The organism is Methanosarcina subterranea, from assembly GCF_055385895.1.
The window spans coordinates 4,120,730-4,146,560 of the sequence record NZ_AP042426.1 but is presented as its reverse complement, the minus strand read 5'-3'; the positions used below and the strand labels follow the sequence as shown (position 1 = coordinate 4,146,560).

General features: G+C 41.6%; 23 protein-coding genes. 9 read left to right on the top strand and 14 right to left on the bottom strand.

Annotated features, from left to right (window positions below):
• Positions 1-362 precede the first annotated feature (362 nt).
• Positions 363-1,193 (top strand): hypothetical protein, encoded by an 831-nt coding sequence (locus ACZ5A8_RS18045; protein WP_464530709.1) that lies wholly within the window; start codon positions 363-365, stop codon positions 1,191-1,193.
• A 122-nt stretch (positions 1,194-1,315) separates the two neighbouring features.
• Positions 1,316-2,266, top strand: coding sequence for an SPL family radical SAM protein (locus tag ACZ5A8_RS18040; protein ID WP_464530708.1), 951 nt, complete (start codon positions 1,316-1,318; stop codon positions 2,264-2,266).
• A gap of 177 nt (positions 2,267-2,443) precedes the next feature.
• Here the strand turns inward: ACZ5A8_RS18040 and ACZ5A8_RS18035 are convergent, their stop codons facing one another.
• From ACZ5A8_RS18035 to ACZ5A8_RS18025, 3 genes are all read right to left on the bottom strand, one after another.
• Positions 2,444-2,776 (bottom strand): carboxymuconolactone decarboxylase family protein, encoded by a 333-nt coding sequence (locus tag ACZ5A8_RS18035; RefSeq protein ID WP_048143026.1) that lies wholly within the window; start codon positions 2,774-2,776, stop codon positions 2,444-2,446.
• 120 nt (positions 2,777-2,896) lie between these two features.
• Positions 2,897-4,087, bottom strand: a complete 1,191-nt coding sequence (locus ACZ5A8_RS18030) for a glycosyltransferase family 4 protein (RefSeq protein WP_464530706.1) — start codon at positions 4,085-4,087, stop codon at positions 2,897-2,899.
• The gene (locus ACZ5A8_RS18025) at positions 4,084-5,049 is read right to left on the bottom strand and encodes a lysylphosphatidylglycerol synthase transmembrane domain-containing protein (RefSeq protein WP_464530704.1); all 966 of its coding nucleotides are present in this window, start codon (positions 5,047-5,049) and stop codon (positions 4,084-4,086) included. The genes ACZ5A8_RS18030 and ACZ5A8_RS18025 overlap by 4 nt, the downstream gene beginning before the upstream one ends.
• Positions 5,050-5,559: 510 nt before the next feature.
• On the opposite strand from ACZ5A8_RS18025, the gene ACZ5A8_RS18020 reads away from it, so the two are divergent.
• Both ACZ5A8_RS18020 and ACZ5A8_RS18015 read left to right on the top strand, forming a co-directional pair.
• Positions 5,560-6,687, top strand: coding sequence for an aldo/keto reductase (locus tag ACZ5A8_RS18020; protein WP_464530703.1), 1,128 nt, complete (start codon positions 5,560-5,562; stop codon positions 6,685-6,687).
• Positions 6,688-7,242: 555 nt separating this feature from the next.
• Positions 7,243-8,115 carry a helix-turn-helix transcriptional regulator gene (locus ACZ5A8_RS18015; protein WP_464530701.1) on the top strand — a complete coding sequence of 291 codons (873 nt, stop codon included), beginning with the start codon at positions 7,243-7,245 and terminating at the stop codon, positions 8,113-8,115.
• A 199-nt stretch (positions 8,116-8,314) separates the two neighbouring features.
• Here the strand turns inward: ACZ5A8_RS18015 and ACZ5A8_RS18010 are convergent, their stop codons facing one another.
• Positions 8,315-9,175 (bottom strand): class I SAM-dependent methyltransferase, encoded by an 861-nt coding sequence (locus ACZ5A8_RS18010; protein ID WP_464530699.1) that lies wholly within the window; start codon positions 9,173-9,175, stop codon positions 8,315-8,317.
• A gap of 551 nt (positions 9,176-9,726) precedes the next feature.
• Between ACZ5A8_RS18010 and ACZ5A8_RS18005 the strand changes: the two genes are divergently transcribed.
• The gene (locus ACZ5A8_RS18005) at positions 9,727-11,862 is read left to right on the top strand and encodes a catalase (protein ID WP_464530698.1); all 2,136 of its coding nucleotides are present in this window, start codon (positions 9,727-9,729) and stop codon (positions 11,860-11,862) included.
• A gap of 94 nt (positions 11,863-11,956) precedes the next feature.
• Here the strand turns inward: ACZ5A8_RS18005 and ACZ5A8_RS18000 are convergent, their stop codons facing one another.
• Entirely contained in the window at positions 11,957-12,652 is a 696-nt protein-coding gene (locus ACZ5A8_RS18000) for a class I SAM-dependent methyltransferase (protein ID WP_464530697.1), read from the bottom strand.
• A gap of 232 nt (positions 12,653-12,884) precedes the next feature.
• Here ACZ5A8_RS18000 and ACZ5A8_RS17995 point away from each other — a divergent pair, with 232 nt between their 5' ends.
• The gene (locus ACZ5A8_RS17995; RefSeq protein ID WP_464530695.1) at positions 12,885-12,992 is read left to right on the top strand and encodes a helix-turn-helix domain-containing protein; all 108 of its coding nucleotides are present in this window, start codon (positions 12,885-12,887) and stop codon (positions 12,990-12,992) included.
• A 383-nt stretch (positions 12,993-13,375) separates the two neighbouring features.
• Here ACZ5A8_RS17995 and ACZ5A8_RS17990 read toward each other — a convergent pair whose 3' ends face one another.
• On the bottom strand, positions 13,376-13,510 hold the full coding sequence (locus tag ACZ5A8_RS17990) for a hypothetical protein (protein WP_464530693.1): 135 nt from the start codon (positions 13,508-13,510) through the stop codon (positions 13,376-13,378).
• A 798-nt stretch (positions 13,511-14,308) separates the two neighbouring features.
• On the opposite strand from ACZ5A8_RS17990, the gene ACZ5A8_RS17985 reads away from it, so the two are divergent.
• Positions 14,309-15,490, top strand: coding sequence for a cation diffusion facilitator family transporter (locus ACZ5A8_RS17985; RefSeq protein ID WP_464530691.1), 1,182 nt, complete (start codon positions 14,309-14,311; stop codon positions 15,488-15,490).
• A gap of 211 nt (positions 15,491-15,701) precedes the next feature.
• Here the strand turns inward: ACZ5A8_RS17985 and ACZ5A8_RS17980 are convergent, their stop codons facing one another.
• From ACZ5A8_RS17980 to ACZ5A8_RS17955, 6 genes are all read right to left on the bottom strand, one after another.
• Entirely contained in the window at positions 15,702-16,502 is an 801-nt protein-coding gene (locus ACZ5A8_RS17980; RefSeq protein WP_464530689.1) for a DUF5602 domain-containing protein, read from the bottom strand.
• 23 nt (positions 16,503-16,525) lie between these two features.
• A complete protein-coding gene (locus tag ACZ5A8_RS17975) occupies positions 16,526-17,185 on the bottom strand; it encodes an iron-sulfur cluster assembly scaffold protein (protein ID WP_464530688.1) in 660 nt (219 codons plus the stop codon).
• A 73-nt stretch (positions 17,186-17,258) separates the two neighbouring features.
• Positions 17,259-18,413 (bottom strand): cysteine desulfurase family protein, encoded by a 1,155-nt coding sequence (locus ACZ5A8_RS17970; protein ID WP_464530686.1) that lies wholly within the window; start codon positions 18,411-18,413, stop codon positions 17,259-17,261.
• Positions 18,414-18,731: 318 nt separating this feature from the next.
• Positions 18,732-19,151, bottom strand: coding sequence for a DsrE/DsrF/DrsH-like family protein (locus tag ACZ5A8_RS17965; RefSeq protein WP_229391150.1), 420 nt, complete (start codon positions 19,149-19,151; stop codon positions 18,732-18,734).
• Between the two features lie 18 nt (positions 19,152-19,169).
• Positions 19,170-19,397 (bottom strand): sulfurtransferase TusA family protein, encoded by a 228-nt coding sequence (locus ACZ5A8_RS17960; RefSeq protein ID WP_464530685.1) that lies wholly within the window; start codon positions 19,395-19,397, stop codon positions 19,170-19,172.
• A 191-nt stretch (positions 19,398-19,588) separates the two neighbouring features.
• Positions 19,589-20,008 carry an HIT family protein gene (locus ACZ5A8_RS17955; RefSeq protein WP_464530683.1) on the bottom strand — a complete coding sequence of 140 codons (420 nt, stop codon included), beginning with the start codon at positions 20,006-20,008 and terminating at the stop codon, positions 19,589-19,591.
• Between the two features lie 218 nt (positions 20,009-20,226).
• Between ACZ5A8_RS17955 and ACZ5A8_RS17950 the strand changes: the two genes are divergently transcribed.
• Both ACZ5A8_RS17950 and ACZ5A8_RS17945 read left to right on the top strand, forming a co-directional pair.
• Positions 20,227-20,538: a SemiSWEET family sugar transporter gene (locus ACZ5A8_RS17950; protein WP_464530682.1), complete on the top strand. Its 312-nt coding sequence runs from the start codon at positions 20,227-20,229 to the stop codon at positions 20,536-20,538.
• 92 nt (positions 20,539-20,630) lie between these two features.
• On the top strand, positions 20,631-20,987 hold the full coding sequence (locus ACZ5A8_RS17945; RefSeq protein ID WP_229391159.1) for a DUF5518 domain-containing protein: 357 nt from the start codon (positions 20,631-20,633) through the stop codon (positions 20,985-20,987).
• 348 nt (positions 20,988-21,335) lie between these two features.
• Here ACZ5A8_RS17945 and ACZ5A8_RS17940 read toward each other — a convergent pair whose 3' ends face one another.
• The gene (locus ACZ5A8_RS17940; RefSeq protein WP_464530681.1) at positions 21,336-23,519 is read right to left on the bottom strand and encodes a CARDB domain-containing protein; all 2,184 of its coding nucleotides are present in this window, start codon (positions 23,517-23,519) and stop codon (positions 21,336-21,338) included.
• Positions 23,520-24,568: 1,049 nt separating this feature from the next.
• Complete coding sequence (locus ACZ5A8_RS17935; RefSeq protein WP_464530679.1) at positions 24,569-25,741, bottom strand: chromosome segregation ATPase; 1,173 nt, start codon at positions 25,739-25,741, stop codon at positions 24,569-24,571.
• Positions 25,742-25,831 lie beyond the last annotated feature (90 nt).

The window sequence follows — 25,831 nt, the reverse complement described above, 5'->3', positions numbered from 1 at the left end:
TGTATGAATTTCTTAAATATGTAGCCTGCCTTTTCAGGTGCCTGACTGAATGTAGCACCGGAAAAAATACAATCAAATTTTAGGTCTGCAAGGTTCTTGCTGGGTCAGGTTCAGGTGCAGAATAACTTTTTTGTGGTAAAGGGAGATTTTACGACTCTTTTTCTCCAAACTATGGTCCTTATCTTTCAAACGCTCATCAGAACTGATGAAGACTGATGTATTGCAAGTTAATCCGGTTTCGTTTTTTAATTCCTTTATGGCAATGTAACTAATTCAGGATAATTTTGTCTGGTTTAATTTAGTAAGATTTAATTATCTCCCTCACATATCTGTTTTCAATCTTTAAGGGAGAAGGCCTGAAAATGAACAGAAAGATAATCATTTTTGGAGGACTTGTCTTATTTGTTCTCCTCTTGCTTATGCTGGGTCTCAGATACGTGGGAAATCAAAACGATGAAATGTATAATGACAGCCTTATGAGTCATTATGAATACGATATAATTATAGAAAGCAACAGCACCCTGCAAAATGTAATCCTGTATTTGCCTGTTCCGGTTTTTGAAAATGAATCCGGGGTCGGACTGGAAATGGTAAATGGAGATTATTATAATAAGCCTTCGAACTGGAATCTCAGCCTTGAGGATACCGAGTATGGGTTAATGCTCAAAATAGAAGCTGCCGAAATTCAGCCGGTTTATCATTCCCTTCCTGTGGCTGTGCCCGAGCCTGAGCCTGGATCCGGAGATCTCGAAAATGAAGTTCCGGAAGAGGCGCTGGTAGAAGAATCCCACGAATACTCGGAAGAAACCCCGGTCCTGGTCCCAATTGATTTCGGGACTCGCGTAGGAGCTGACCACCTGATCAATACCAGCTCACCTGTTGGCAACGAATCCGTGCTTTTGCCCAAATATAATCTTCGAGAATCCGAAGAAGGCCCGATAGTTCCTCTACCTGAGCATATCAATCCCGAATATTTTGATTATGAAAGCCTGGTCTATGCGCATTATGATGCATCTCCTGAAGCCGAGGTCCAGATTTTTGTCCAGCTGGAGGGCCTGAACGAGTGGTGGATCTACGGCTGGAAATATAACGAATATCGTGATGGGATCTCTATCCAACTTACAGGCCCGCAGGAAGGCTGGGTTCAGGCGGAAGGAAAACTTGTCACAGGAGATGGAATTTACAGAGAGTAATTACAAAGAGTAATCGCTCCCTTTCTGTTTTTTGAAAATAAGTTTCATGTTGCAAAGGCTGTTTTTGTCAAGTTTCTTTTTTTGTCAAGTTTCTTATAGCTTTTAATCTTATCTTATTCCGGATGTTTGAGGAAATTCAGGTCAAAAAAGCTCTCAATAAAATAAAGGAAACAAACAGGCTCACACTGCCATATCGCTGGGACCTGAACATTTATAGAGGATGCGGGCACGGCTGCAATTATTGTTATGCAATTTATTCTCATAGCTATCTGGACAAAGAAGACAAAAAATGCTCCTCCTCTGAAGGGGAAAAAGGCTCTGATTTTTTTCAGAGGATCTATGTAAAGACAAATATTGCAGAAGCCCTTGAAAAACAGCTTGGAGCCCGGTCATGGAAAAGAGAGGTAATCAACATAGGCGGGGTATGTGATAGTTACCAGCCTGCCGAGGCAAAGTATGGCTTGATGCGTAAAGTCCTGGCGCTGATGATTGAATATAAAAACCCGGTTACTATATCCACGAAATCCGATCTTATCCTCAGAGACTATGACCTGCTTGAAGAGCTTGCTGAACTGACACACGTAAACGTCGCGGTCACGGTCACAACTATGGATGAAAAGTTAAGCTCTCTGCTTGAACCCCTGGCTTCTTCTCCGGAAAAGCGTTTTTCAGTCCTGCAGGCGTTCAAAGATACAGCCGCTACTAGCGGGCTTCATATGATGCCTGTTCTTCCTTTCCTTACGGACAGCCCTGAGAACCTTGAGCAAATTCTCTCCCGCGCAGCCGAATGTGAAGTAGATTATGCTCTTCCAAGCCTTCTTTACCTCAGGGGCGAAACCAGAAAGCATTTTTTCAATTTCCTTAGATGCAACTTTCCCGAACTTCTGGATCCTTATTGCAAATTGTATGCAAAGGGCGGGGTTGACAGAGCTTATAAAGCTGAACTTTACGTGACGCTCGGGAATCTTATGGAGAAATACCATCTTTCAGCCGATTACATGAAACCCATGAAAACAAAATTATCTCAACCCAGGCAGCTCATGTTGACGGATTTTACAGGAGACAGCCTTTGAACTCTTATTGAGAACCTGAAAAAAGGAAAACAAAAATTTGAATTTTCATACTCCATATTTTACTCGATTAATTCGGAATATGCGAACAGAGGATAAGTCCTAAAACTCTAATTTTTGGCTTCCGGTTTAATGTAAATTCGAAAAACCGTATCTATGGATCTTTCTTTTCTATAATTTTTATTTTTCATCGCCTGCACAGCTGCAGGAAATATTTCCTTTCAGGATTTCTTTCCAGTCTCCAATTACGTCATGAGTCCAGCAGTCATCGGCACCTGCAGCTTCCCTCATAACCAGGGCAAAGATATATGATAGTTCCTTGACTGTAGCTCCTGCTTCGAGGGCACCCTTAAAATGCTTCAGGACGCAGGGCTTTGACCTGCCTTTGATGGAGAGGGCAAAACAGATAAACTGGTAGGTCTTTTCGTCGATCATCCGTTTTTCGGCATAGAGCTGGTCAATCTCGTCCAGCTTCTGGGTGAATTCAGGGAAAAATTCTTCCAGCATTTTCACTTCGATGGCTCCTTTTTTACCTGCAAATTTACAGGTTCACGGTGTTAAGTAAATACGTATATTATGATATTTTTTATATTTAAGCATTAGTTCAAAATCTTTTGAAACCATTTTCTCTGATCATTTCTCTCTAATTATTTCTCTTTGATCACTCGTTTTAATCACTTTTTTATATTCACTCTCTGATGAGCTTTCTTGCTCTGAGCTATTATTTTGGTATTTTCCATTAATGACACTCTTATAGACCCCACAGGTCTGTTCATAAATCCTGTCCCAATCGTAATCTGGAAGCCCTTCAGCAGCCTTTTGAGAAAACTCAGTTCTCAGGGCTGGATTTTCTATCAGGGCCTGAAGGCAGGAGGAGAAATCCATGAGGTTGTCTGCAAGATAGCCGTTTACGCCGTGCTCGATGATATCCGAGACCCCGCTGTGGTTCATTGCTACAACAGGGACCCTTTTTGAGATCGCTTCAAGAATTGAAATCCCGAATCCTTCGTCACTGGACGGGTGAGCAAAGATATCTGCCTGTTCCAGATAATCCAGTACTGCCCTGCGGGGAATTTCCCCTGTAAAATAGAAATTTCCAGATAATCCGGATTTTTTTACTTTCTTTTCCAGCTTTTTTGTAAGGGGACCATTCCCGATCATAATAAATATAAGGTTTTCATTTCTTTCTAGCAGGGAAGGAGCAAGCCTTACAAGGTGCTGGACTCCTTTCTTTTTTGTCATGCGGGCTACACTGGCAATTATAAGTTTTCCTTCCCTGTCAACTGGCAGGAGAGTTTTGAAGTCATTTTCTTCACAATCGATGCCGTTAAATATTCTGTAAACGGGCTTTTTTGTCATTAATTTCGAATCCTTTTCAACTGCTGAACTGACAGCGATTACGGCATCTGCGTTTTTGACAAGCAATTTGCCAGCCAGATACAGAAAAGAACTGAGCGGCGTATGCCCTACAAGGGAGTGATTGGTAACAACAGAAGGAATCCCGAGCTTTCTGGATGCAATAAGTGCAGCCATGCTGAGCGGAGAGTCCAGCCCATGAGAGTGAATAAGATCATAATTTCCTGATTTCAAGAGGGCATAGAGTTCTTTATAAGCTTCTGGCGCCAGAAAACGTTGCTGTCCGGGCAAGGGGCTGCTTTTGACCCTTATTATTGTTACTCTGTCCCTTATGCTATACTGAGGAACACCCGGATAACTCCTTGTAATAATGTGCACTTTATGACCTTCCTTAATCAGGGTTTTTGCAAGAGAATGCATGCAATATTCAATCCCCCCTACCTTTGGAAAATACCAGTCACTGATCAATGCGATTTTGTGTCTTTCCAGATCTTAAACCCCCCATAATAAAACAAATATAGAAAACCTATCAGACTGCTGAGCCCGTAGGAAACAAACCGCTCGAGAAACACGAAACTGCCTGCTGAAGCAAGGGGTAATCCGAAATACAGGAGCAGGGAGACCAGGCCTCCTTCTACTATTCCCAGCCCTCCAGGAGTGATTGGCAGGCAGCCGAGTATGAGGTAAAGAACTGAAAATGTTATTATCAAGTCCAGAGACAGGGGGAGGGAAAGAGCGGAAGCTACAAGTTTGAGACGTATCACATCAAGTCCCCAGACTCCGCAGGACAGGAGAAGCACAGGGGCAAAAGATCTGTTCAACCGCTTCCAGTCCTGATACAACTTTTTCATGAAGAAAGAAAATTTACGGAGGAGAAACCACGCTCCTATCCCTGTACCGATCAAGGTTAAAGTTAATAAAAGGGAAGAGTTTAACGGCAGAATATCTCTCTGGAGCAGAAACAACTTCTCAAAGGAGGGGGATATATATAAAACATAAAGAAAGAGCAGGGCAACAGGAATTGCTTCAACCAGCCTTTCGAAAAGGATAGTTATGAGAGCATGAGTGTAGCTGATCCCAAAACTTCTGTTAGCCCAGATTATCCGGAGAGACTCTCCTCCTGTCCTGCTTGCAGGAGTGATATTATTTACAAACGCTGCTCCGAACATAATAGGAAGCAGGTTTACGGCTTTAAGATTATAGCCAATAGAAGAGAGTACCTGCTGCCAGCGAACTGCAAAGACATATACACTCAGCAGGTATGCCGAGGAAGCCAGAATGACATAAATAATCCTGGTTTCGCTGAGTATTCTTCGGCTTCCTTCCAGTACAGGTACAATCTCTATCCAGTGCGTACGGACCAGAAATATTGCCATAAGCAGCAAGAGGGCCGCAGCGGCTTTCTTTAAGGTTCTCAGGTTCAACAGCACACCTTCACAACCGGGTTCAGAGCAGGATTTACCATAAATGTGCTTTTTTCTATAATCGAGCTACTTCGAGTCCGGGTTTTTTCATCAATTAATAATATTTGCATTATAGGCTGACAGTTCTTCAGCAGTTCTCCAGATCGAAAAAGCATACCCCGGGTTTTAATGCCTTAATTAGTCTCTATACCCAGGCTCCATGTTCGCTAAAAATATGATTTCGCATTTTTTACCCAATCCCCATTCTAAATTTAGGCTCTTTTTATATAATATCTGTCATCATTGTGTTTTCTTATATTCCAAGTCCACAGGTATGCTTTTCTCAGGCACTTTTCTGATCAGGCATTCCTAGACCTTAAGACAGCTTTCTTGATGCAGGTGCTTTCCTTTCTACTCGAGTTCTTGTTTGCTCTCATGTGCCTTGCGTCTACACAAAGCGTTATCTGCTATCCTGACAAAAGAGTAATAAGGGATTTATTGTGGATTTTCCTTATTTATATTGGGGGGCAAAAATATATGTTATACAGAAGACTTGGCAAGACGGACGAAAATGTTTCAATACTGGGTTTCGGTACTATGCGGCTTCCTACAATTGGGGGGGATGATACCCGGGTTGATGAGGAAAAAGCCGTACAGATGATCCGTTATGCCATTGATTCCGGTGTCAATTACATTGATACGGCCTATCCTTACCATGGGGGTATGAGCGAATCCGTTCTCGGGAAGGCACTTGAGGGTGGCTACCGGGAAAAGATATATCTTGCAACCAAACTCCCAAGCTGGCTTATTACGAGCAGAGAGGATATGGACCAATTTTTAAATGAACAGCTTGAAAGGCTTAAAACCGATTACATTGATTTCTATCTTATTCACGCCCTGAACAGGGATTTCTGGGACCTGGTTAAAAAACACGGCATTTTTGATTTCCTTGATTCTGGCCTTAAGGAGGGGAAAATAAAATACACGGGCTTTTCTTTCCACGATAATCTCAGCACATTTAAAGAAATAATTGATTCCTATCCATGGGATCTGTGTCAGATCCAGTACAATTTCATGGATGAAAATTTCCAGGCAGGGAAGGAGGGTCTACTGTATGCAGCTTCAAAGGGACTTGGGGTCGTTATTATGGAACCTATGCGTGGGGGATATCTCGTCTCAAAAGTCCCACCTGAAGTCCAGGAGATCTGGGATTCTGCCGGGACACAACGAAGCCCTGTAGAGTGGAGCCTGCGATATCTATGGGACTGTCCCGAAATAAGTGTGGTTCTCAGCGGGATGTCAGATATGAAACATGTAAAAGATAATGTAAAATTGGCATCTGAAGGTTTTCCTGAGTCCCTGACAGAAGAAGAAAGAAAACTCATTTCCCGGGTAAAGGAAGTATACAGGGCAAAAACAAAGGTAAACTGCACTGGTTGCCAGTACTGCATGCCCTGCCCATCAGGAGTAAATATCCCTGAGAATTTCAAGTACCTCAACAATGCCGAAATGTTTGATAATGCCGAAGGGGAAAAGGCTCTATACAGTGGCCTGGAAGGTCAGGCATCAAATTGTACGGAATGCGGGCAGTGCGAAGAAAAGTGCCCTCAGAAAACTCCTATCAGGGAAATGTTAAAAGAAGTTGTAAAACTATTTGGAAAATGACTTTATTTGGAAAAACGGTTTTATCTGGAAAAATAGTTTCGAATTTACCCGGTTTTTTCTTTTCTCGGCTTTTTTCTTTTATATTTATGGAGCTTCATGTTTTACATGAAGATATTTAGAGGACTGGTTATCCGACCCTCTTAAAAACCATAATGTATTAGCTGTAAGGTTTACCTCAGAGCTTCTGGAAGCACATTGATGGCCAGGTTTTTTCATCAATAGTATCTCCTTTGGAGGGAGTATTATTGCTTCTTAACGCTCCTGAAGAAAACCACAGCGTATCTACCACATCTTAATATTCACCCAATCGAAACGACAGTAGAATGGTGGTTCTATCTATCGAATTTATATAATCCCTATTCATATATAGCCAAAACGATGAAGATTATTACTTTGCGATTAGAATATTCCAATGGCATTGGATATGGCAACTCCCGTTGGAACCTGTCCATTTTGTTATGAGTTTCGAATAATAAGATATTTGCCCTGAATTTCTTGAGAACCTTTCAGTGAACTTATAACCTGTAGTTATGATCTTTTAATTGAGACAAAGACATGAGCCCTGTTTCTGGTACCAGTTCTTCGTTGCTTGACGCAATCTTCCTTTCTGAAAAAAGAAAGAACCTTCTTCTACTGTTAAAAGAGGAGGGCCCTAAAAGCAATGACGAAATCAAAAATGCATTTGATTTCCCCTGGAAGTCAATGATTCCTCAGATCAAAAAACTGGTTGATCTGGGTTTGGTAGTTCATGCCGATGGGTTGTATTCTCTCTCTGAAATGGGGACGGTGATAGCTACAAACGTACAGTTTTTGATAAACACTTTGAAAATATATGAAGAAAATAGAGATTTCTGGTCCGAACATGATTTGAGCTCAATTCCTTTCCATCTTCTTACAAGAATCGGGGAATTGGGCCAATGTAAGGTACTGAAACCAGATTTGTCTCATATATTTAAAGTTCAGGAAGATGTTGTAAAATGTATGCTGGCTTCTTCCCGCATTATGGTATTTGTTTCAGCTATCCATCCAGCTTATCATCTGGCCTGTCTGGAGTTTATTGAAAAGAATATTGATGTTACAATTATCCTGACAGAATCGGTTTTTGAGAGTATCCAGGCCGAGTGCCTCCTGAAATCAGATGCAGTTTTCAGTGATAGTTCCGTTCTTAAACTGGATCTTCCTGAGTATAAAAAAGAAGTTCAGCTTTTTTTGAACTGCGAGAACTCACATTTTTTCGTGTCTGATGGTGAGGAGACAAAACCAATGATGCTGATAGTGACCGACAAGATCTTTGCACTTTCACTACTTGATAAACATAGCAGGATTGACCGCCATTATATTGTAAGCTTTGATCCTGGGGCTCTAAAATGGGGAGAAGAACTTTTTGCATATTACAAAAAGAATTCCAGACCGATCTTTTCGTTTTAAGTTTCTCAATGTCTAAAATTTCACTACTCTAAAACTTCACTACTCTAAAGTTTCACTATTTTAAAGCTTCACTACTCTAAAGTTTCACTATTTTAAAGCTTCACACTCTAAAGCTTCACTACTCTAAAATTTCACTGCTCTAAGGCTTCAATCTAAGATTTCTCAATTTGCTTTCTTCAGGTTGGAATTTTTTGAAACTTTATTTTTCTTTTGTTCCCCAGCCTTTAAAAAAGGTATAACAGAAAGTCCCTCCGGGTCCGGCAGTCTCATGAAGCTCTTTTATCCCTTTTTTCCACGCCTCTTCTTTTATCATTTGCATTTCCAGAGCCTGCTCTTTTACACCTTCTACCATGGGAATAATGGTTTTCAGGATAAAGCCGTCCACAAGTTCAGGTTTGCTTGAATCTACGTAGATCATTCTGGGATCTACTTTTACTTGCCTGAACCCTGATTCCTGCAGAATAGGATAAAGCCGTCGCCCGATTAATGAATCTCCTTTCATGTGCGCCTGCACCCGGATGAGACAGTGCCAGGCTTCAACAGCTTCTTTTCCTTCTGGATAGAAGTAACATGACCCATGATCACCTTCGATTACAGTAACTGTACCTCCGGGTTTCAGAGCTTTCTTCAGGTTTTTCAGGGCTTCTTCCGGGTTCTGCAGGTGTTCGAGCACGAAACAGACAAAAATGTGGTCAAAACTCCCATCTTCGAATGGAAGGGAAAAAATATTTGCCTGCAGGAATTTAACATTTTTAATTCCATTTTTTTCTACATTTTCCCTGGCTTTATCAAGTGATTCAGGAGATATGTCTACTGAAGTAATTTCTGCATCTGGATTGTTTTTTGCAAGAATCACAGTCTGGGCACCTATCCCGCAGCCAGCTTCAAGCACCTTTGCTCCGGGCGGATATATCGTATCATGATGGAGAAGTTTTTCAAGCGTGTCTGCCTGTTCTGAAAGGCGGAGAGCCTCTCTTTCGGAATAACCATGTACATATTCGGTCATGAGTGCTTTCGCTCCCTGTTTTTTATCTTTCAGTCCTTTATTAACTGTTATCAATCAATATATCTTTATCTTCAAACTGCTGTTATTTTCAGATAACGGCGAAAGTACTGCTGGATACCGTCTGAAACAGCTAGATGAATACTTTTTTACCATATTCTCTTTTACCAGATCTGGGTTACTGCCCTTAATCCTGACTGCAGAATTTATTCTCTTTTCAAAAAAAATCAATTCATTTTATAAAAAAACTCATATAATAACAGAACCTTTTAGAAATGGGGAGTTAGGTATACGGACATACACTCAACTGTAAGTTGTAAACAGAGTTTTAAGTTTGGGTACTCAGGTCTGGAGTTTATGTTCTAATCAGATCCTGAATTCTACCTGCCGGGTCTCAAATCTCATTATCTTGAGACAGCTTCTGCTTACTTTGAGCTCTATGTTATTACTAGCCTGCGCTTCCATCAGAATCTGTGTACCAATGGTACTGGATGGTCCATGCTTATTGGAATTTTTTAACAATAGCACTTATGGGCTTAACAATAGCACTATGGATTTCAGCATTCAAGAATAGACTGAACTTGAAGAATGGGGAAGGTGACTATACTATGGATAAAAAGAGAATGGTTGACGAAAAAAGCAAAGATGAGCAATTAGAAATGGTTCGGGAAGACCCTGAACGTGAATTTCTGACAACGAATCAGGGTGTTAGGGTCAGTAATACCGATATCTCACTCAAGGCAGGGGAAAGAGGACCAACCCTGCTTGAGGATTTTCACTTCAGAGAAAAATTAACTCATTTTGATCATGAAAGAATTCCAGAAAGGGTTGTCCATGCCCGTGGGTCGGGAGCATATGGGTTCTTCCAGGTTTATGAGCCTATGACGGAATACACGAGTGCAAAATTTTTGCAGAACCCAAACAGTAAAACGCCAGTTTTCGTCAGGTTCTCCACCGTAGTAGGGTTCAGAGGCTCGGCAGATACTGTCAGGGACGTCCGGGGTTTTGCAGTAAAATTTTATACCGAAGACGGCAACTACGACCTGGTTGGCAACAACATTCCTGTCTTCTTTATTCAGGACGCAATAAAGTTCCCTGACCTTGTCCATGCAATTAAACCTGAACAGGATGACCAGATGCCTCAGGCTTCAGCAGCACATGATACATTCTGGGACTTTGTAGCGTGCCACCCGGAAAATGCACATATGATTATGTGGGTACTTTCGGACCGTGCACTTCCCAGAAGTTACAGGATGATGCAGGGTTTTGGGGTTAATACTTACCGTTTCGTTAATTCTGAAGGCAAAGGCAGATTTATAAAGTTCCACTGGAAACCTCTGCTAGGAATCCACTCCCTTGTCTGGGATGAAACTCAGAAGATAGCAGGAAAAGATCCAGACTTCAACCGTCGTGACCTCTGGGAAGCAATTGAGATGGGAGACTATCCTGAATATGAGTTCGGAATCCAGATCCTTGAGGAAGAGGACGAGTTTAAATTTGACTTTGATATCCTCGACCCTACAAAGATCTGGCCGGAAGAGGATGTGCCTGTTAAATGGATAGGTAAAATGACCCTCAATCGCAATCCGGAAAATTTCTTTGCTGAGACCGAACAAGTTGCATTCTGTCCGGCAAATGTGGTTCCTGGAATTGATTTCTCTAATGATCCACTCCTTCAGGGACGCCTTTTCTCATACCTCGACACACAGCTAATCCGCCTTGGGGGCCCTAATTTCCAGGAAATCCCAATTAATCGGCCACTTGCACCAATAGCCAATAATCAGAGGGAAGGTTATCACCGCACTACAATAAACAAAGGCAAAAGCAGCTATTTCCCCAATACCGTAGGGGAAAACCTTCCACGTCCAGCTTCTGTAGAAGAAGGCGGATATGTCCATTATATGGAGAAAGTTGAAGGCAAGAAAATCCGTTCCCGCAGTGAGAAGTTCAAAGACTTTTTCAGCCAGGCGAAATTATTCTGGAACAGCATGTCGAAACCTGAAAAAGAGCATATTATAGAGGCATTCCATTTTGAAATAGGAAAAGTCAAAGACAAACAAATCAGACAGGCAATTGTCGATATGTTCAACAATGTTGACGGTGACCTTGCAATAGAGATCGCAAAAGGGGTAGGAGTCTCTGCTCCGGCACAAAAAGGAGGGTCTCCGGTAGCTAAAGAGTCTCCGAACGTCAGCCAGGAACGCACCGAACACACGGTGAAAAACACAATCAAATCCAGAAAGATTGCCATTCTTGTTGCGGATGGGTATGATCAAAAGGATCTGAGCCAGGTGATGCAGGCTTTAAAGGCTGGTGGAGCAAATGCCCATATTATTTCGAAGTATCAGGGCATGTTAAAGAGCTCAAACGGCGAAGAAATCGAAGTTGATAAAAATTATCGCACTACTGCATCAGTACTGTATGATGCGGTATACATTCCTGGTGGGAAAAAGAACGTAGACACTCTGAAAATGCATGGCGATGCGATTCACTTCATCAATGAAGCATTCAGGCACTGCAAACCGCTGGGCGCAAGCGGAGAGGGAGTTGAACTACTCAAGGCAGCAAAGCTTCCCGATATAAAACTTGCAGGGCAGGAATCCGCTGACCAGGTAGTATCCGATAAAGGTATTGTTACCACCAGAAAAGAGGGAGGTAACAGCTCTTTTAACGAATCCTTTACTGCTGCAATTGCAAAGCACAGACATTGGGATAGGGAAAAGAAGGAACAGGTTCCAGCCTGAACTTATTTGAGAGGAAAGTACTCCTCTCTTTAATCCCATACTTTCTTTACTTTTATAATTACACTTTTTTATTTTTCTCTTTTTCTTTTTGCCTTCATTTTCTCATGGTCACCATATACAGTTTTCTTGGGAGATCCCCTTCCTCGAATTCTTCCACTTCTAAACGCCCATATCCTTTTGCAAGGTGCTCAACTTTTTCTCTGCTGAAGAAGTGCACTATAAAGCCGCCCGTAATTTCATACATATCCTCTCCTCTGTGGACCCCTGTCCCGTAATGGGCATCCCCTGTGTGTCTGGCTGTATAGATATTTAACCCGCCTGGTTTGAGCACTCTTCTAACCTCACTGCAGAGAAATTCCAGTTCATTTGTGGTCAGAGCCATGCAGTAAAGCATGTGAGAATAGCAAGCATCAAAAGCTTCATTTTCAAAGGGCAGCGGATTTCTTACATCGTGCCTGAGGGCTTTAACGTGTTTCCCTAATCCTGCTTGTTCGGCTTTTTCTTTTATCGCCTTTGGCCCGCTTTCAGTATAATCGAGCGAATAGACTGAAAAATCCCTGCTGGCAAAATAGCAGGTGTCTCTCCCCTGCCCCCCTCCAAGCTCCAGGATTTTCTTTTTTCCTTCTTTTTTAAAAAGATCTGCGGCTTTTCTGGCAGGATAACTTGGCTCATCCCCGAACCTCGAGCAGGCGTTTAAAAATACTTTTTCCCAGTGAGGCTGCTGCTCATTAAGAATCTCTTTTTCCATGCCGTATTCTACTTTTTCACTACCTGTATCTTCCATATTCATCTCATGCACTTCCTTTCTGTTAGCTTCCCTTCTTAACCCGTATTGGTATTATTTTATCATCAGTGCAATTTTATACTCCTAACTTTAATATAACTGTTTATCTAGATAATGCGAGAGAACTCCTTCCTCGCCAGATCGGATTTATCCGATCTGGCAGGTGAAAGCCCTCAACTTCTAAACGAAATACATTCCTAACAAAATTATATAACCTTCTAGAATATACTCTCGATATATGCTAAAAGCCTACAAATTTATACTAAATCCTACGGCAGATCAGAAAATTCTGATCGGAAAACATATTGATAGCTGTAGATATGTGTTTAATTGGGCTCTGGCATAAAAGATAAAAACATATGAAGAAACAGCTGAATCAGTTTCACAGTTTGATCTGAATAGACAACTTACTCAGCTTAAAAAAGAACAACTTTTCCTTAAAGAAGTAAATGCATAGTCTTACAAGGAATGACAAAGCAGGTTGAATCGGCATTTACAAAATTCTTCAGGGAAAAGAAAGGTTTTCCAAACTTTAAGTCTAAGAAAAACCCAATACAATCATTTCCAATACTACAATCATATTACGTGGATTTTGAAAATGACATTATTAAATTATCGAATAAAGGATAATATGGAGGTTTGCCCGAGAGAATGGCACTCTCGAGCGATTTTTTTATTGGATCTTGAAAACTGGGTTGTTTTTTTTAAGTTTTTTAAGGATGAAAACTTTCACTCCTCATCTATGGCACTCACATACCTGGGAAATAAGAGTATATAATTTTCCTGGTAAGATTTCCCATCTTTGCTGATATTAAGATTCCACATGATCTCCGGTTCTTTAGCTATTACTTTAGCCTTGATCATCTTATTCCTCCCTGTTTCACCTCTCGATTTTAATAATTTGTTCTTTTTCTATCCTGCTGGATACTTCCGGGGTTGCACAATTCCCGGGATAAGCGCCAGCTGACTGCATATCTGTTCGCTTTGCAGGATAGAGGGCTAATTTCTATCCATTCTAATTAAAACTCGAAAACTACGTAAGGGTACGGATTTGGGTAACAGGCGTTAGTTATGAGGATAATAAGCTTAATCCGCCTTATTTTTAGTGTAGTCGGGAAGAACTGAACTCCTCGTCGAAACCGGATCTGCCCGGAAGTAGCTTCTCCCTCTCTTTCTAATGTGCCTTTATTTCTCCTTTTTCAAATTCTCTTTTTTCTTATTTGTTCATATCATGGAACAAATCCATAATTTCTTGTTTCTCATTTTCAAAACTATTTTTTGAAGAATTAATATTTATTTGTTTATATGTAGCAACCTATAATGCTAAAAATATGAATCCTATTAACAAAATCAAACATAGGCTCAAAGGTAAATAGCTAAAAATTCGGAAAAGCTCCTGCCTACAGAAATTTGAATCGAGACCGGTTATCTATCTTTAATTCCAGCCTGGTTTTCTCTTTGAGTAACAAATATTTAATTTTTTATTATCCTGTGATGATTTGAAAGTAAGCGGCATAAATCAAAAAGCTCCTTTTTATGCTATTTCTTCAAAAAAAGGTGTGATGGGAAGCATAATAATTTATTTTTAAAAGATAAATACCTATTTATAAATCTATTGTCAAGTTTAATATTGAGAACTGAATCAAAACGAGGGGAAGCAAAATGTCCAGACAGAATTCCAGCACTCGCCTGCACGACAAAGAGAGCATCAATGAAAAGCCTCATGAGCAAAGTCATAAACACGATGGGTTTTTCAATTCTCGTCTTTCCCCCAATTCCCTCTCTCACAAGCTTTCTCACAAACTTTCTCGTAAACTCTCCAATACTTACTCGCATGAGCATCCTCACGAACATTCCCATACGCACAACCACACGCATGGGAGGGTGGATCCTTCCATAATTGCGACCAGCAAAGGGCTCTGGGCTGTGAAATGGTCATTTATAGGGCTGATGGTAACAGCGATTCTGCAGATTTTCATTGTTTATATATCGGGTAGTGTTGCCCTTCTTGCCGATACCATTCACAACTTCGGGGACGCATCAACAGCAATACCCCTCGCAATCGCCTTTTCCCTCGCAAGAAAAAAGCCGAGCAAACGCTTTTCCTATGGGTACGGAAGAGCAGAAGATCTTGCAGGTGTAATTATTGTCCTGCTTATTCTTTTCAGCGCGGCAGTTGCGGGCTATGAGTCCGTAGTACGTTTCTTCGACCCTCAGCCTGTAGGCCATTTGCAGGCTGTAGCCGTTGCCGCAATCATAGGTTGTATCGGAAACGAGGTCGTGGCACAGTTTCGCATGAAGGTTGGAAAGGAAATCGGGAGTGCAGCCCTTATTGCTGATGGGTACCATGCGCGGGTGGACGGTTTTACCAGCCTTGCTGTACTTGTAGGGGCAGTTGGAGTCTGGTCCGGGTATCCGATCATTGACCCCCTTATTGGCATGTTAATAACAATTGCTATCCTCAAAATAGTCCTTGACTCAAGCAAACTTGTATTTACCCGCCTTCTTGATGGCATTGAGCCTGAGGTCCTCGATAAGGTCAAAGATATCTCTGAGAGTGTCGAGGGTGTTTGTGAGGTTACGGACATCAGGGTTCGCTGGATCGGTCACAGACTCCATGCGGAGATTAACGCTTCCGTTGACCCTTCCCTTTCTGTTGAAGAGGGGCATGAAATTGCCAACGCTGTAAGAGAGAAGCTTCTGAAGAATTTTTCCTATCTCTCCGGGACCACTATCCATGTAGATCCCCTTACAGCTTCAGGGGAGTGTTGCCATTGTGTGCCTGAAAGCCCTGAAAAGAGAAATGGAAAACCAAAGCGTGTTTCAAACGTTTATCCCGGTTAAATCCTGGAAGATTTTCAGACTTCTTCCTGAACCCTTCTGAAGAGGCAAGGCTATTCTCTATTTATCTTCGCATGATTCTCCGAAGGTGCCGATTCATGGATTTGCCTCGCTATCCTGTCCAAGATAGTATCCCGCAAAAAAGATTATGAGAAGAAGAGTTCCCGTTATTATTACTATTATTAATTGCGTTCCCTTCTTCACAGCAATGATTTTACCTTAGAGTCATTCCTTCAAGGGCGACTGTATATTCTTTACTCTTTTCGTCATATCTTATAGAATAGCTTGTAGGGTAATAGGCATTTGTCGGATAGCTTTCCGGCAGCTTAAGAGGACTTGTTAATTCAGGCTTCGTTTCAAGGAAATCTATGGTAACCATCGGTTCGACAAACACCATCTCTCCATCATAAAAGCCATAGATAAAGGTCTCTCCGAAAGGCTGTCCGCTGAATTCGGGAGAAGTCGGATCAATCCAGTGTGCCCCCATCCTGGGAACCCCTCCAGGGGTTGAGACATACCCTTCCGGAATAAATTCTGGTTCCGGCTCTTTCTCCAGGTTTGCCATATCCTCTTCAGTTGCCGTTATTCTGTCCCGCTCCTTTTGCCCTATCATGTAAAAGTGGACATCAAAGTGCGCACTGTCATAGATTCCCTGAGGTTCATGCCCTTCCGGGTTCCAGTCAATCCCTATATGGTCATAAGCAGTAGCTGAAGCTTCTTCGGGGAGGGGAAGTATATATTCCACAATCTCTCCTTCAGGCAGGCCTGAGAGGGCAAGTTCCGTGAAATTTATCCCTATTGCAGAAGGGTTCCCTTCAGCATCAAGAGTAACCCATGAATAAACTATTCCGTCCCCAATGGACTTGCTTTCCCCTTTAAATGTTTCAGTCAGGGATTGAGTTTCTTCTGCTTGAGCTTTAACCTCTACCTGAGAATTTTCTTCGGCACATCCTGAAAATACAAGCGTTGTTAACATAAGCATACATAAATAAAACACAGTTCTGCTCTTCTTCATATTACCCCCCGTGAAGAATGTATTCAGGCTGTAAATACTACGTCCACTCTTTCCACATCCCACAAAGACCCCAGTTTTTCCATTATATCCTCTTTTATTGAAGGAGCAAATTGGTGGTCTGCAGGCAGGTCAATAACTACCCTGACAACTCCAGCTTCAACACTCGTTTTAAGGATAAGGTTCGTGCGGATAACATCAAGACCGGTTAATGGGTTCATAACGTGCTTGAGCCTCTGCTGGATAACTTCTTCTGTTGTAGTTTCTTTCTCGGTTACAAGCCCATGTTTTTCTTCGTAATCACGGATAGCAGCACGCAGGCCCTCAACTGCAAGCACGGAGCAATGGGCTTTGATCGGAGGAAGTCCACCCAGTTCTTCAGAAGCCTGCTTCCAGGTTATTTTCTTTGCTTCATCCAGGGTTTTTCCCCGAGCAAGGTCCGTGATTACGGATCCTGTGGCAATATTAGATGCACAGCCGTAAGATTCGAATTTGATATCCTCAATAACCTTTGTCTCGGGCTCAACCTTAATATATACGGCAACCATATCCCCGCATGCCGGACTTCCTTCCAGGCCTTTTCCGTCAGGATTTTCTATCTTCCCTACATTATGCGGGTTCCTGAAATGTTCTAGCACTTTTTCGCTATAAGGAAACTTCATCTCACTTTTCTTTTCTACTTTCATATTTTGCTCTCTCCTCTCTTTCCTGTTCCTTCTTTTGCCCTTTCTCTGTGCTCTCTTTTCCTTCTTTTTTGGCTCATTTCCTTGCAAGCGGGCTTATTTCCCTGAGCCTTGCCACAATTTCACTCATAGCATCAATTGCCGCATCTGCATCTTCCATGCGGTTATAACGCCCGAAAGTAAAGCGTACTGAGCCGTGGGCTCTTTCATGATCTCCTCCAATTCCCCTTATAACATGACTGGCTTCAAGGGAGCGGCTAAAACAGGCCGAACCCGTGCTCACTGCAAATCCTCTCATGTCCATGTGCAGGGTTACGGATTCTCCTTCCACGTAATGGAAAGTCAGGTTTGCGTTCTGAGGCAGACGTTTTTCCCGGCTCCCGTTAAGAGCGACATCCGAAATCTCGGAAAGAGCTCTTTCAATTACTCTATCTCTCATGGCCTCGAGCTGCCGGGTCTCGTCTTCGGTTACAAGTTCTACTGCTGTTGCAAAACCTACGGCTCCCGGAATATTTTCCACTCCTGCTCTCATATTAAATTCCTGAAAGCCTCCGTCCATGAATTTAGTTATGGGCGTATCTTTCCGGACATAGAGTGCGCCTATCCCCCTGGGACCGTGAATCGTATGGGCAGCTAATGTCACGAGATCAACAGGTAGTTCCTTCATATTAAGGGGAAGCCGGGTAAAGCTATGGGTAGCATCGGTATGCAGGAGCACATCTTTTTCTTCACAGATCTCAGAAATAGCCCTCAGGTCTTGGGCAGTCCCTATCTCCTGATTGGCGTACTGGATAGAGACGAGGGCGGTTTCTTTTGTAATTGCACTTTTGAGCCCTTCAAGGTCTACAAACCCTTCTGCATCCACATCCAGATAAGTAACTTCAAATCCCTGTTTCTGGAGGGCTTTTGCCGTATTTAATACAGGGAAATCTTCTATTTTTGAGACGATAATATGCCTGCCTTTCTTTTCCTTAAGAGCCCAGGCTGCTCCTTTTAGTGCCATATTGCTTGATTCCGTATCCCCTGAAGTAAAGATTATTTCTTCGGAACTCGCACCAAGCCTTGAGGCTATACTTTCCCTGGAGCTTTCGAGCCCTTCTTTTGCATCGATGCCCATAGAATAGCCAAACTCGGATGTTGCTACCGCATAAGTATCAAAAAAGTAAGGCTTCATTGCCTCGAGCACTCTCTCATCCAGCCGTGTGCATGCAGCATTGTCAAGATAGATCATATTTTCAAATATTTCTTTCCCCTCCTCAGATCATACGATAAAATCAATTTCCGTAGCCAGATTTTTACCAGCTTTAATTAAATTTCTGGCCTCCTTTAGTAAAATTATACTGGTCTTCTATAAAATCTAATGTTTTAATAAAATTTTAAATGCCTCCAGCTGAACTTCGGGCTCTTTTAGATTGAATTCTATATTTTCAACTAAATTCTAACACGATGGGTTTATAACCGGAAAAATGTAGTAAGGCTCAGAGTGAAAGCGAAACCCTGAAGGAAATCAGAAACATTGCGACAATTTTAATTTCAAACTCTCGCAGAATTAGATAAAGAGGGTTATGTTCGCGTCCCTTGCTTCATGGATGTACGTACCAACAGCTCCCCATTCATCCACCCATTCCGTTCTAATCTCCTCCTTCGAGATACCCATTATCTCCATGGTCATTTCGCAGGCTATTATCTTTCCTCCAAGTTCTTTGAAATCACTCATTAGCTTTTCAAGTGAGACGACATGGGCTTTGCTCATCCTCTGCTTGACCATATACCTGCCAGCGCCCATCATGTTCATTTTGGAAAGCGGCCCCTTTTCCAGCTCTCCTTTTTTAAGCCGCATGAGACCCCAGAAAGTGAAGTATATGGAGGCTTCCATACCCATTGCCAGGGCTCCGTTTGCAATTATAAGCGCACTGTATACCTTGTCCATATCCCCACTATGCAGGATAATAACTGCCTTTTCCCCCATTTCCCCTCCTCTCCGGTCTTACCTCCGGATCTTTATCTCCCACTCTTTTCCTCCCTCTTTGTCTTCAATCTCCAGCACCTTGAGCCCCATCGACTCACATGCCATGGGAATCTCTTTTTTTGATGCCGGATGCGTACCTTTTACTATCACAAGGTCTCCTGGAGAAGCTCTTTTGAACGCTTTTCTGCACTCTACCAGTGGAACCGGGCAGGTCTGCCCTCTAACATCTACTTCCATTTCTGCCATTATTCTTACCCCCTAAATAAGAGAATGGAAGGTCTTTGAAGATGATTGTATCTTCTTCACCTAAGTTCACTATATTCCAAAAAATATATTATCGTTTCGTACTTAAAATATTACCCGGGAGATATCTTTTCCTATCAGGTTATTTGCCCATTTCTTGCCAGGGAATTCACTTGAAGCTTTTAATTTTTCCCTTACAGAGCTTTTCGTATTTTTTCCGCAACTTCCTCCAGATTGGTTCTATCGGGTTCGGTCCATACAATTGATTTTATTCCTCTTCCCCCATCCCCCTTCTTTCTGGGAATTACGTGTACATGCACATGAGGGACTTCCTGTCCTGCTACTTCCCCGTTATTAATGCCGATGTTCGATCCTTCTGCTGAAAACGCTTTCTCAACCGCAGCCGTAACTTTTCTTGCAGCTTCAAAAAGCCGGGCAACATCTTCTGCATCCATTTCCACAAAGCGGCTGAAATGTTTTTTAGGAGCCACAAGCGTATGCCCCTCACTTGCCGGGTGTATATCCAGAAATGCATAAACCGCATCATCTTCATATATCCTGTTTGAAGGGATTTCCCCTGAGATTATCTTGCAAAAAAGGCAGTTTTCTGTCATATGGTATCCCCATAAAGGTTTAGGAGAGTACACTTATATCAGGGTTCTGTTTCTTTAACTTTAAGGGGAAGTCTACTTCCTCGATGCGAATAAGCAGGAATGAGCAGTTTACTAAGTTTTATTACTATCCTGGTATTAACTCTCTCTGTACTATTATACTGTAGTCTGAAATTTATTTTTCTTAGCGTCGAATAAGAATCCGGGAGAGTACCATTAGTATGATCGGTTACATTGCAGGTGCCCTGACAACTATAGCCTTTGCCCCTCAGCTTATAAAAGCCCTGACTACGAAATCCACAAAGGATGTATCTCTTCTAATGCTGCTTTGCTCGACTTCTGGCATGGCTCTCTGGCTGTTCCATGGAATTCATGTAAACGATTCCGCAATAATTGCTGCAAACAGCGTTTCCGTTATACTGGCTGCTTCTCTTCTCGGGCTCAAGCTTAAAAATGACTGTGCAGGTTTAATTTTCGCGTTCAGCGAAAAGATGTGGGAGTCTGAAAATAAAAGTGCTTCTATCCGGAAGTGAATTATGATGGCTCAACTATATATTAAATCAATCGTTAAATCAAATTTATGTTAGTTTCCGGTTCGACTTGCTTTAACATGGGGGTATAAACAATGGGTAGAACCATAAGTGGTGCCTTAATAGGTATGGTCTGTACTTTAATTTTTTACTTTATTCCTGTCGTAAATGCAATAGCTCCTCTTCTGGGAGGTTTACTGGCTGGTTATTATGCAGACGGAGGCTTTGAAGGAGGACTTAAGTCCGGAGTCCTTATGACGGTTTTCATGATAATCCCTGGCTTTCTTCTTGGGGGAATCCTTGGGACCGTGCTACGTGAATCTCCTGTTCTAGGAGGGTTTGTAGCAGCTTCTGCTTTAATAATCACAATGGTTATTGTAGCTCATACCGCGATAACAGGCATAATTGGCTCTATAATCGGGGCTCTTCTCGCTGGAAGAAAAGTTATCTGAGAGGATTGATCTATCCTAAAGTTAAAAATCTGTATATTGATAAAGCAGGCTATGTGGTAAAAGGATATTTCAAAAGATAAAAGCCACCAGCAAATGGCTTTTTTGTTCTGCCTTTTTAAGGCAGAATATTTTAAAAAAGATCGATTATGAAAGCTCCTGTTTGCCTAAAGATGTTTCTGATTTTTAATCCTCTACAAATGTTGCTTTTTTGATGTTCTGTTTACCTTATAAAATTAAGTATAGCACATAAGGGTAAAGATTCCCACAGGCAAAAATTTCTACGGGCAAAGATTTCTAGTTTTTCATTCTTTTACGAGAAAAATAAAGAATGAAGAAAAAAAATCTTCTTCAGATCTTTTTCTTCAGAATAAAGTATTCTACAAGGATCATGAACAGAGGCAGGGAGACAGCAAGAAGTATTTTGGCCACTCCCATAGGCTTCTTTTCCATGCCGCCTTCTTTTTCTGCACTGCTGTTCAGGATTGCCTTCCCTGTGCCTTCCCAGCTTCTCAGGGTTTCCTGTATCCCTTCCCCTGCTTCTACAGTTCCTTCTTCTCCCGTATATTCACTTATTGCAAAGCAAGAGTAAGCAGTTGTTTTTGCCCTGAAATAAACGTAATCTTTGTCTTCACCTATTTTTTCGGTGCTTAGAGGCTTCCATTTGCTGTCGTACCATAGAAGGATTACATTGGATTCATTAACACTATTATTTTCTATCCATTCCTTCTCGACTTTAAACCCTGTATAGGCATTCTTAAGGGAATCCTCACGTCCTGCTCCTTTATTCCCCAACCAGATATTTAATTGTTTATATACCCTTCCAGGTGGCTGCTTCTGGACAAAAATGGATTTTCCCTTGAGAACCTCTACGGTTGCTGTCGTTTTCTTAAAAGTCTTCACCGGGTCAAATTCGACATATGTGATACATGTGACATTTTTCGCGAAATCATATTTGACATGGTAGCCGCTCATGATGTTCCTTGTATCAAGCTCTTTGACCTCTACATTCTTGGCTGGCTCTTTGGAAACACCACTCCCCATGCTGCTACTTTTGCTACTGCTACTACCGGGACTGGGGCCGGAGCTCCCTCCTGTAATGGAACTGGCTTGTTTGGAGATACTTACAGTTTCAGTTCGTTCATTGTTTGTCTCCTCTTCTTCACGTATGGTATTTCCGGAATCTGCTATTAGCCTCACATTTAATTTTCCTTCTTCTTCAGGAACCCAGTTAAAAGTACCTTCTGCAGTTCCCCCTGCGGCAATTGCCGGTACCGACACTTTAGCGTTCTGAGTTGTATTGGTCCCGTTGATATAATATTCCAGTTCGCTGTTTGCTGAGTCTCTGAGCCCGCTGTTCTTTATTGATGCTATAAAAGTAATGTTATCCCCGATCTTCGGTGCTTCAGGGTTTAAAGAAAGTGACTCTATTATAAGGTCCGGAAGTATGGTTTTTACGTCTATAATTTTTGTAAATTGATTATTACTTCTATTACTATCAGGAATAACTTTTCCGGAACCAATAGACACTCTTACTTCCATCTGTCCTTCTCTGTCCGGTATTAGAGAGAATATAATATCTGTTCCTTTATTTTCTGAAAGAGCTGGAATCTGAATATCTTCCTGTAAGGGGGCGGTTCCGTTAATATAGTATATTGCCTGAACTGCCTCAGAGGGAGCTGTGCCCTGGTTCTTTACTTTCAAGGTGATGTTCAGGTTTTTTCCTTCTTCAGCCTCAGTCGATTCGGGCACAAGGTCTTCAATTATCAAATCCGGAAGGAATTCTTCCGCGACTGTTACAGTGGCTGTTTTCTCGTTGTTTCCTTCATTGCTCTCAGCCACCAGACCGTCCCCATCAACAACCGCTCTTATCTGTGCAGATCCTTCCGATAATGGAGTCCATGCAGATGAGAAATGGGTGCTTTCTCCCTCCGATAAAGCTGGTACCTGCCAGTCATCATAAGGACTTCCGTTAACATAGAGCACAAGCTTCGTTACTTCTGAGGTTTCTGTTCCCTGGTTCTTCACACTTATGTATATATCCTGAAACTTTCCTGGTCTGGGATTTACAGTGTATTCAAGACTGCTTATTATCAGGTCCGGAAGTTTTGTTTTTTTGAAAGTTATATATCCTGCGGCTATTCCATTGTTATCCTCATTTGTTTCTTCCACTGATTTTTCTTCGTCTACCTTTGCACTTATTTCCACTTGACTCTCAGTTTCCGGTGTCCATGAATATGATATTTTTTCACTGTCTCCGGCTTCTATTTCAGGGACTGAGCTTTCTCCTATATTATCTCCATTGCTATAAAAAGCCAGATTTGTTACTCCGGAAGCTGTATCTCCTTGGTTTCTTACTGTTGCCGTGATAGTTACCTGTTCCCCAGTTTCTGGAGTTACAGGGCTCCACGAAAGATCATCAATTACCAAGTCAGGCAGTAAAAGAGTCGAATTTCCGTCATCTTCGGAAGGGCTGTCCTCATCTGCAGCAACCATAGCAGGCATAATTCCAGGAACTAACAGCGTTATTATCAATACACAAACCAAAGAATGAAAAAAACCTACTTTCATTTTTATTAGCCTCCGCCCCCACATGCCTATGAATAGAAAATATCTGATACATCAATAACTTATTAACAAGTAGCTATATAATTCATCGAAATTAAGCTTCTGATTTTTATCTCGGAATAAATTTTCCTGTAAACTCTCGGTTCAAAACATTTACACACTGCACCAGGAGTACTTTGTACAATACATTACTTCTTCTGCTTCGTATTTAAGGCTCTACACTCTCAATTCTTTTTTCCCTAAAATTTTTTTAACAGAGGGAAGATTGTTCCAAACGCTTTTTTCTGAAGGTTCGCTTTTCCCATTATCCCTACGATATTAGATTATCTCTATCATATTAAGTGGAAAATACCTCTCATACTGTATGCATGTCAGCCTGCTATTAAAGAAGTTAGAGCATCTACTTTCTCAAGCCTTTATTCTCACATTTCTGCAGGTTCAAACCTTCCATAATATAAATTTATCTATATCTGTTTATTTATTCTCATAAACCTATCCCGGAAGATTTTTTCCTTGAGTTGATCTCGAAACTCATAACTACCTCTCTTAATTGCGAATTTTGAATAATCAATAGAGTTTTTGACCATGGAAAACAGTTCTTAGATTATTATTGATCTTAGAGTAAACCTGGTTTTGGGATGAGCTCCTTGAATATCTGTTATGGCTGCTCAGATGTCTTGAATTTCCATAGCAGCTACCCTTACGTCTTTCCTCTTCCCAGATATTTCAGCTCATGAGTTGTACTATAAATCTGCGGGGAATAGAGGAATTGGAAAAATGGGAGTTGTTAGTGAGTAAAAGTGAGGTGGCTTTTGGAATAAGCTCTATACAAGAGAAATACAGGACGGAAGTATAATAAAAAAACGTGATAAAGAAACGTAGTAAAGAAATATGGGAAAAAGCCCCATAGAAAATATAAAAATTAAATAATTGATTTGGTAAGGGAATATTATATCATATAATATAAAATAATAAGTAAACTATGAAAAGTAATGTTCTGAAAGGTTTAAAACGAATCAGACAATCAGGTATTTACTGTCCTTAATCTGAGCCCTGCTGTCTACACCAAGGATTTCGGCAATCTCAACCCCTTCACTTCCTACATCGGAAAGACGGGTGTACATTTCAGCTTTTGAGATATATTTCTCGGTTCTGGTTCCGTCTGCCTCTTCCATTTTAATGGTAATCTCTTCTTTATTATGCCCTTTTGCCAAGCACTCGTGGACGATCACGCCGTACTGCTCGGCAATCACTTTCAGGCAGTCGAAGATCTGGTTTGTAGAGACTGCGTCCTCTTCATCAAGCAGAACTTTTGAAAGGGTATAGGTCCGGATATTTTCTCTGAGGTAATTCTGGATTTTTTCCGGGATTTTGACCAGAGTTGTCATGTCGACAAAAGCTCCAAGATCTTTGTCGGCAGTAATTTCTCTTTCATCTTCGTATACGAAGTAATTGGATCCTCCCCCTTCTATCCTGAACTTCCGGTTTGCTTTTTTATTTTCAAGAATAAGCCGGACGTTTTTCTCGCTGTCATATTCAAGGGAACTTACGAGAAACTCTGAAAGATCCTGCATTTTTATTTTCTCTTCTTTCCGCAGGATTCCTGTTCGTGTCCATCCTGGAAGGCTCAGGCTGCCAATAAGCCTCTCCACTGTTAGAGGCTCCTCTGTAAACCAGAGTCTATAATAGTACTGCATGCCTGAGACCGAACCTTCCATTACCCCTGATACTCCGTTTATACTGCCGGAAAGCTCAAATCTCTTTTCTGCTCCATATATTCCTGAGATCAAAAACGGAGTGAGAACCTCAAGAACCTTGCTCTCAATTTTTTGATATTCCTGAGCAGCCCCACTCTCAATTTTTCTGGACTCAATTGCGAGAATTTCACGCTTTCGCCCGAGATTTTCACTGCAGGTTATCAGGATTGCGTCAGTACAGGATATTAAATCCTCAGTACCTATATCTTTCAATAATTTATTTACCAGTGAGCTGAGTTTCTCCTCAAAAATATCCATCCCAGTAATCCTGTTATTCAATTCATGGAGCGCTTCTTTATTTTCGCACTTGAGTTCTATTATTGAATTCTCCAGAGGAATTACTCGGGCAGTTATGTCTATGAGTGATTTTAGATCCTCGATGAAATCTCTCTGCACAGGCAGTTCCGTAGAGTCCTGGTAAATATATTTCATAAAAAGCACCCTGGATATCTGAACTAACTCTCCAAATATTCTATGCTTTATAGCTATATAACATTTTATCCAGGATTTTCTAGCACTTTT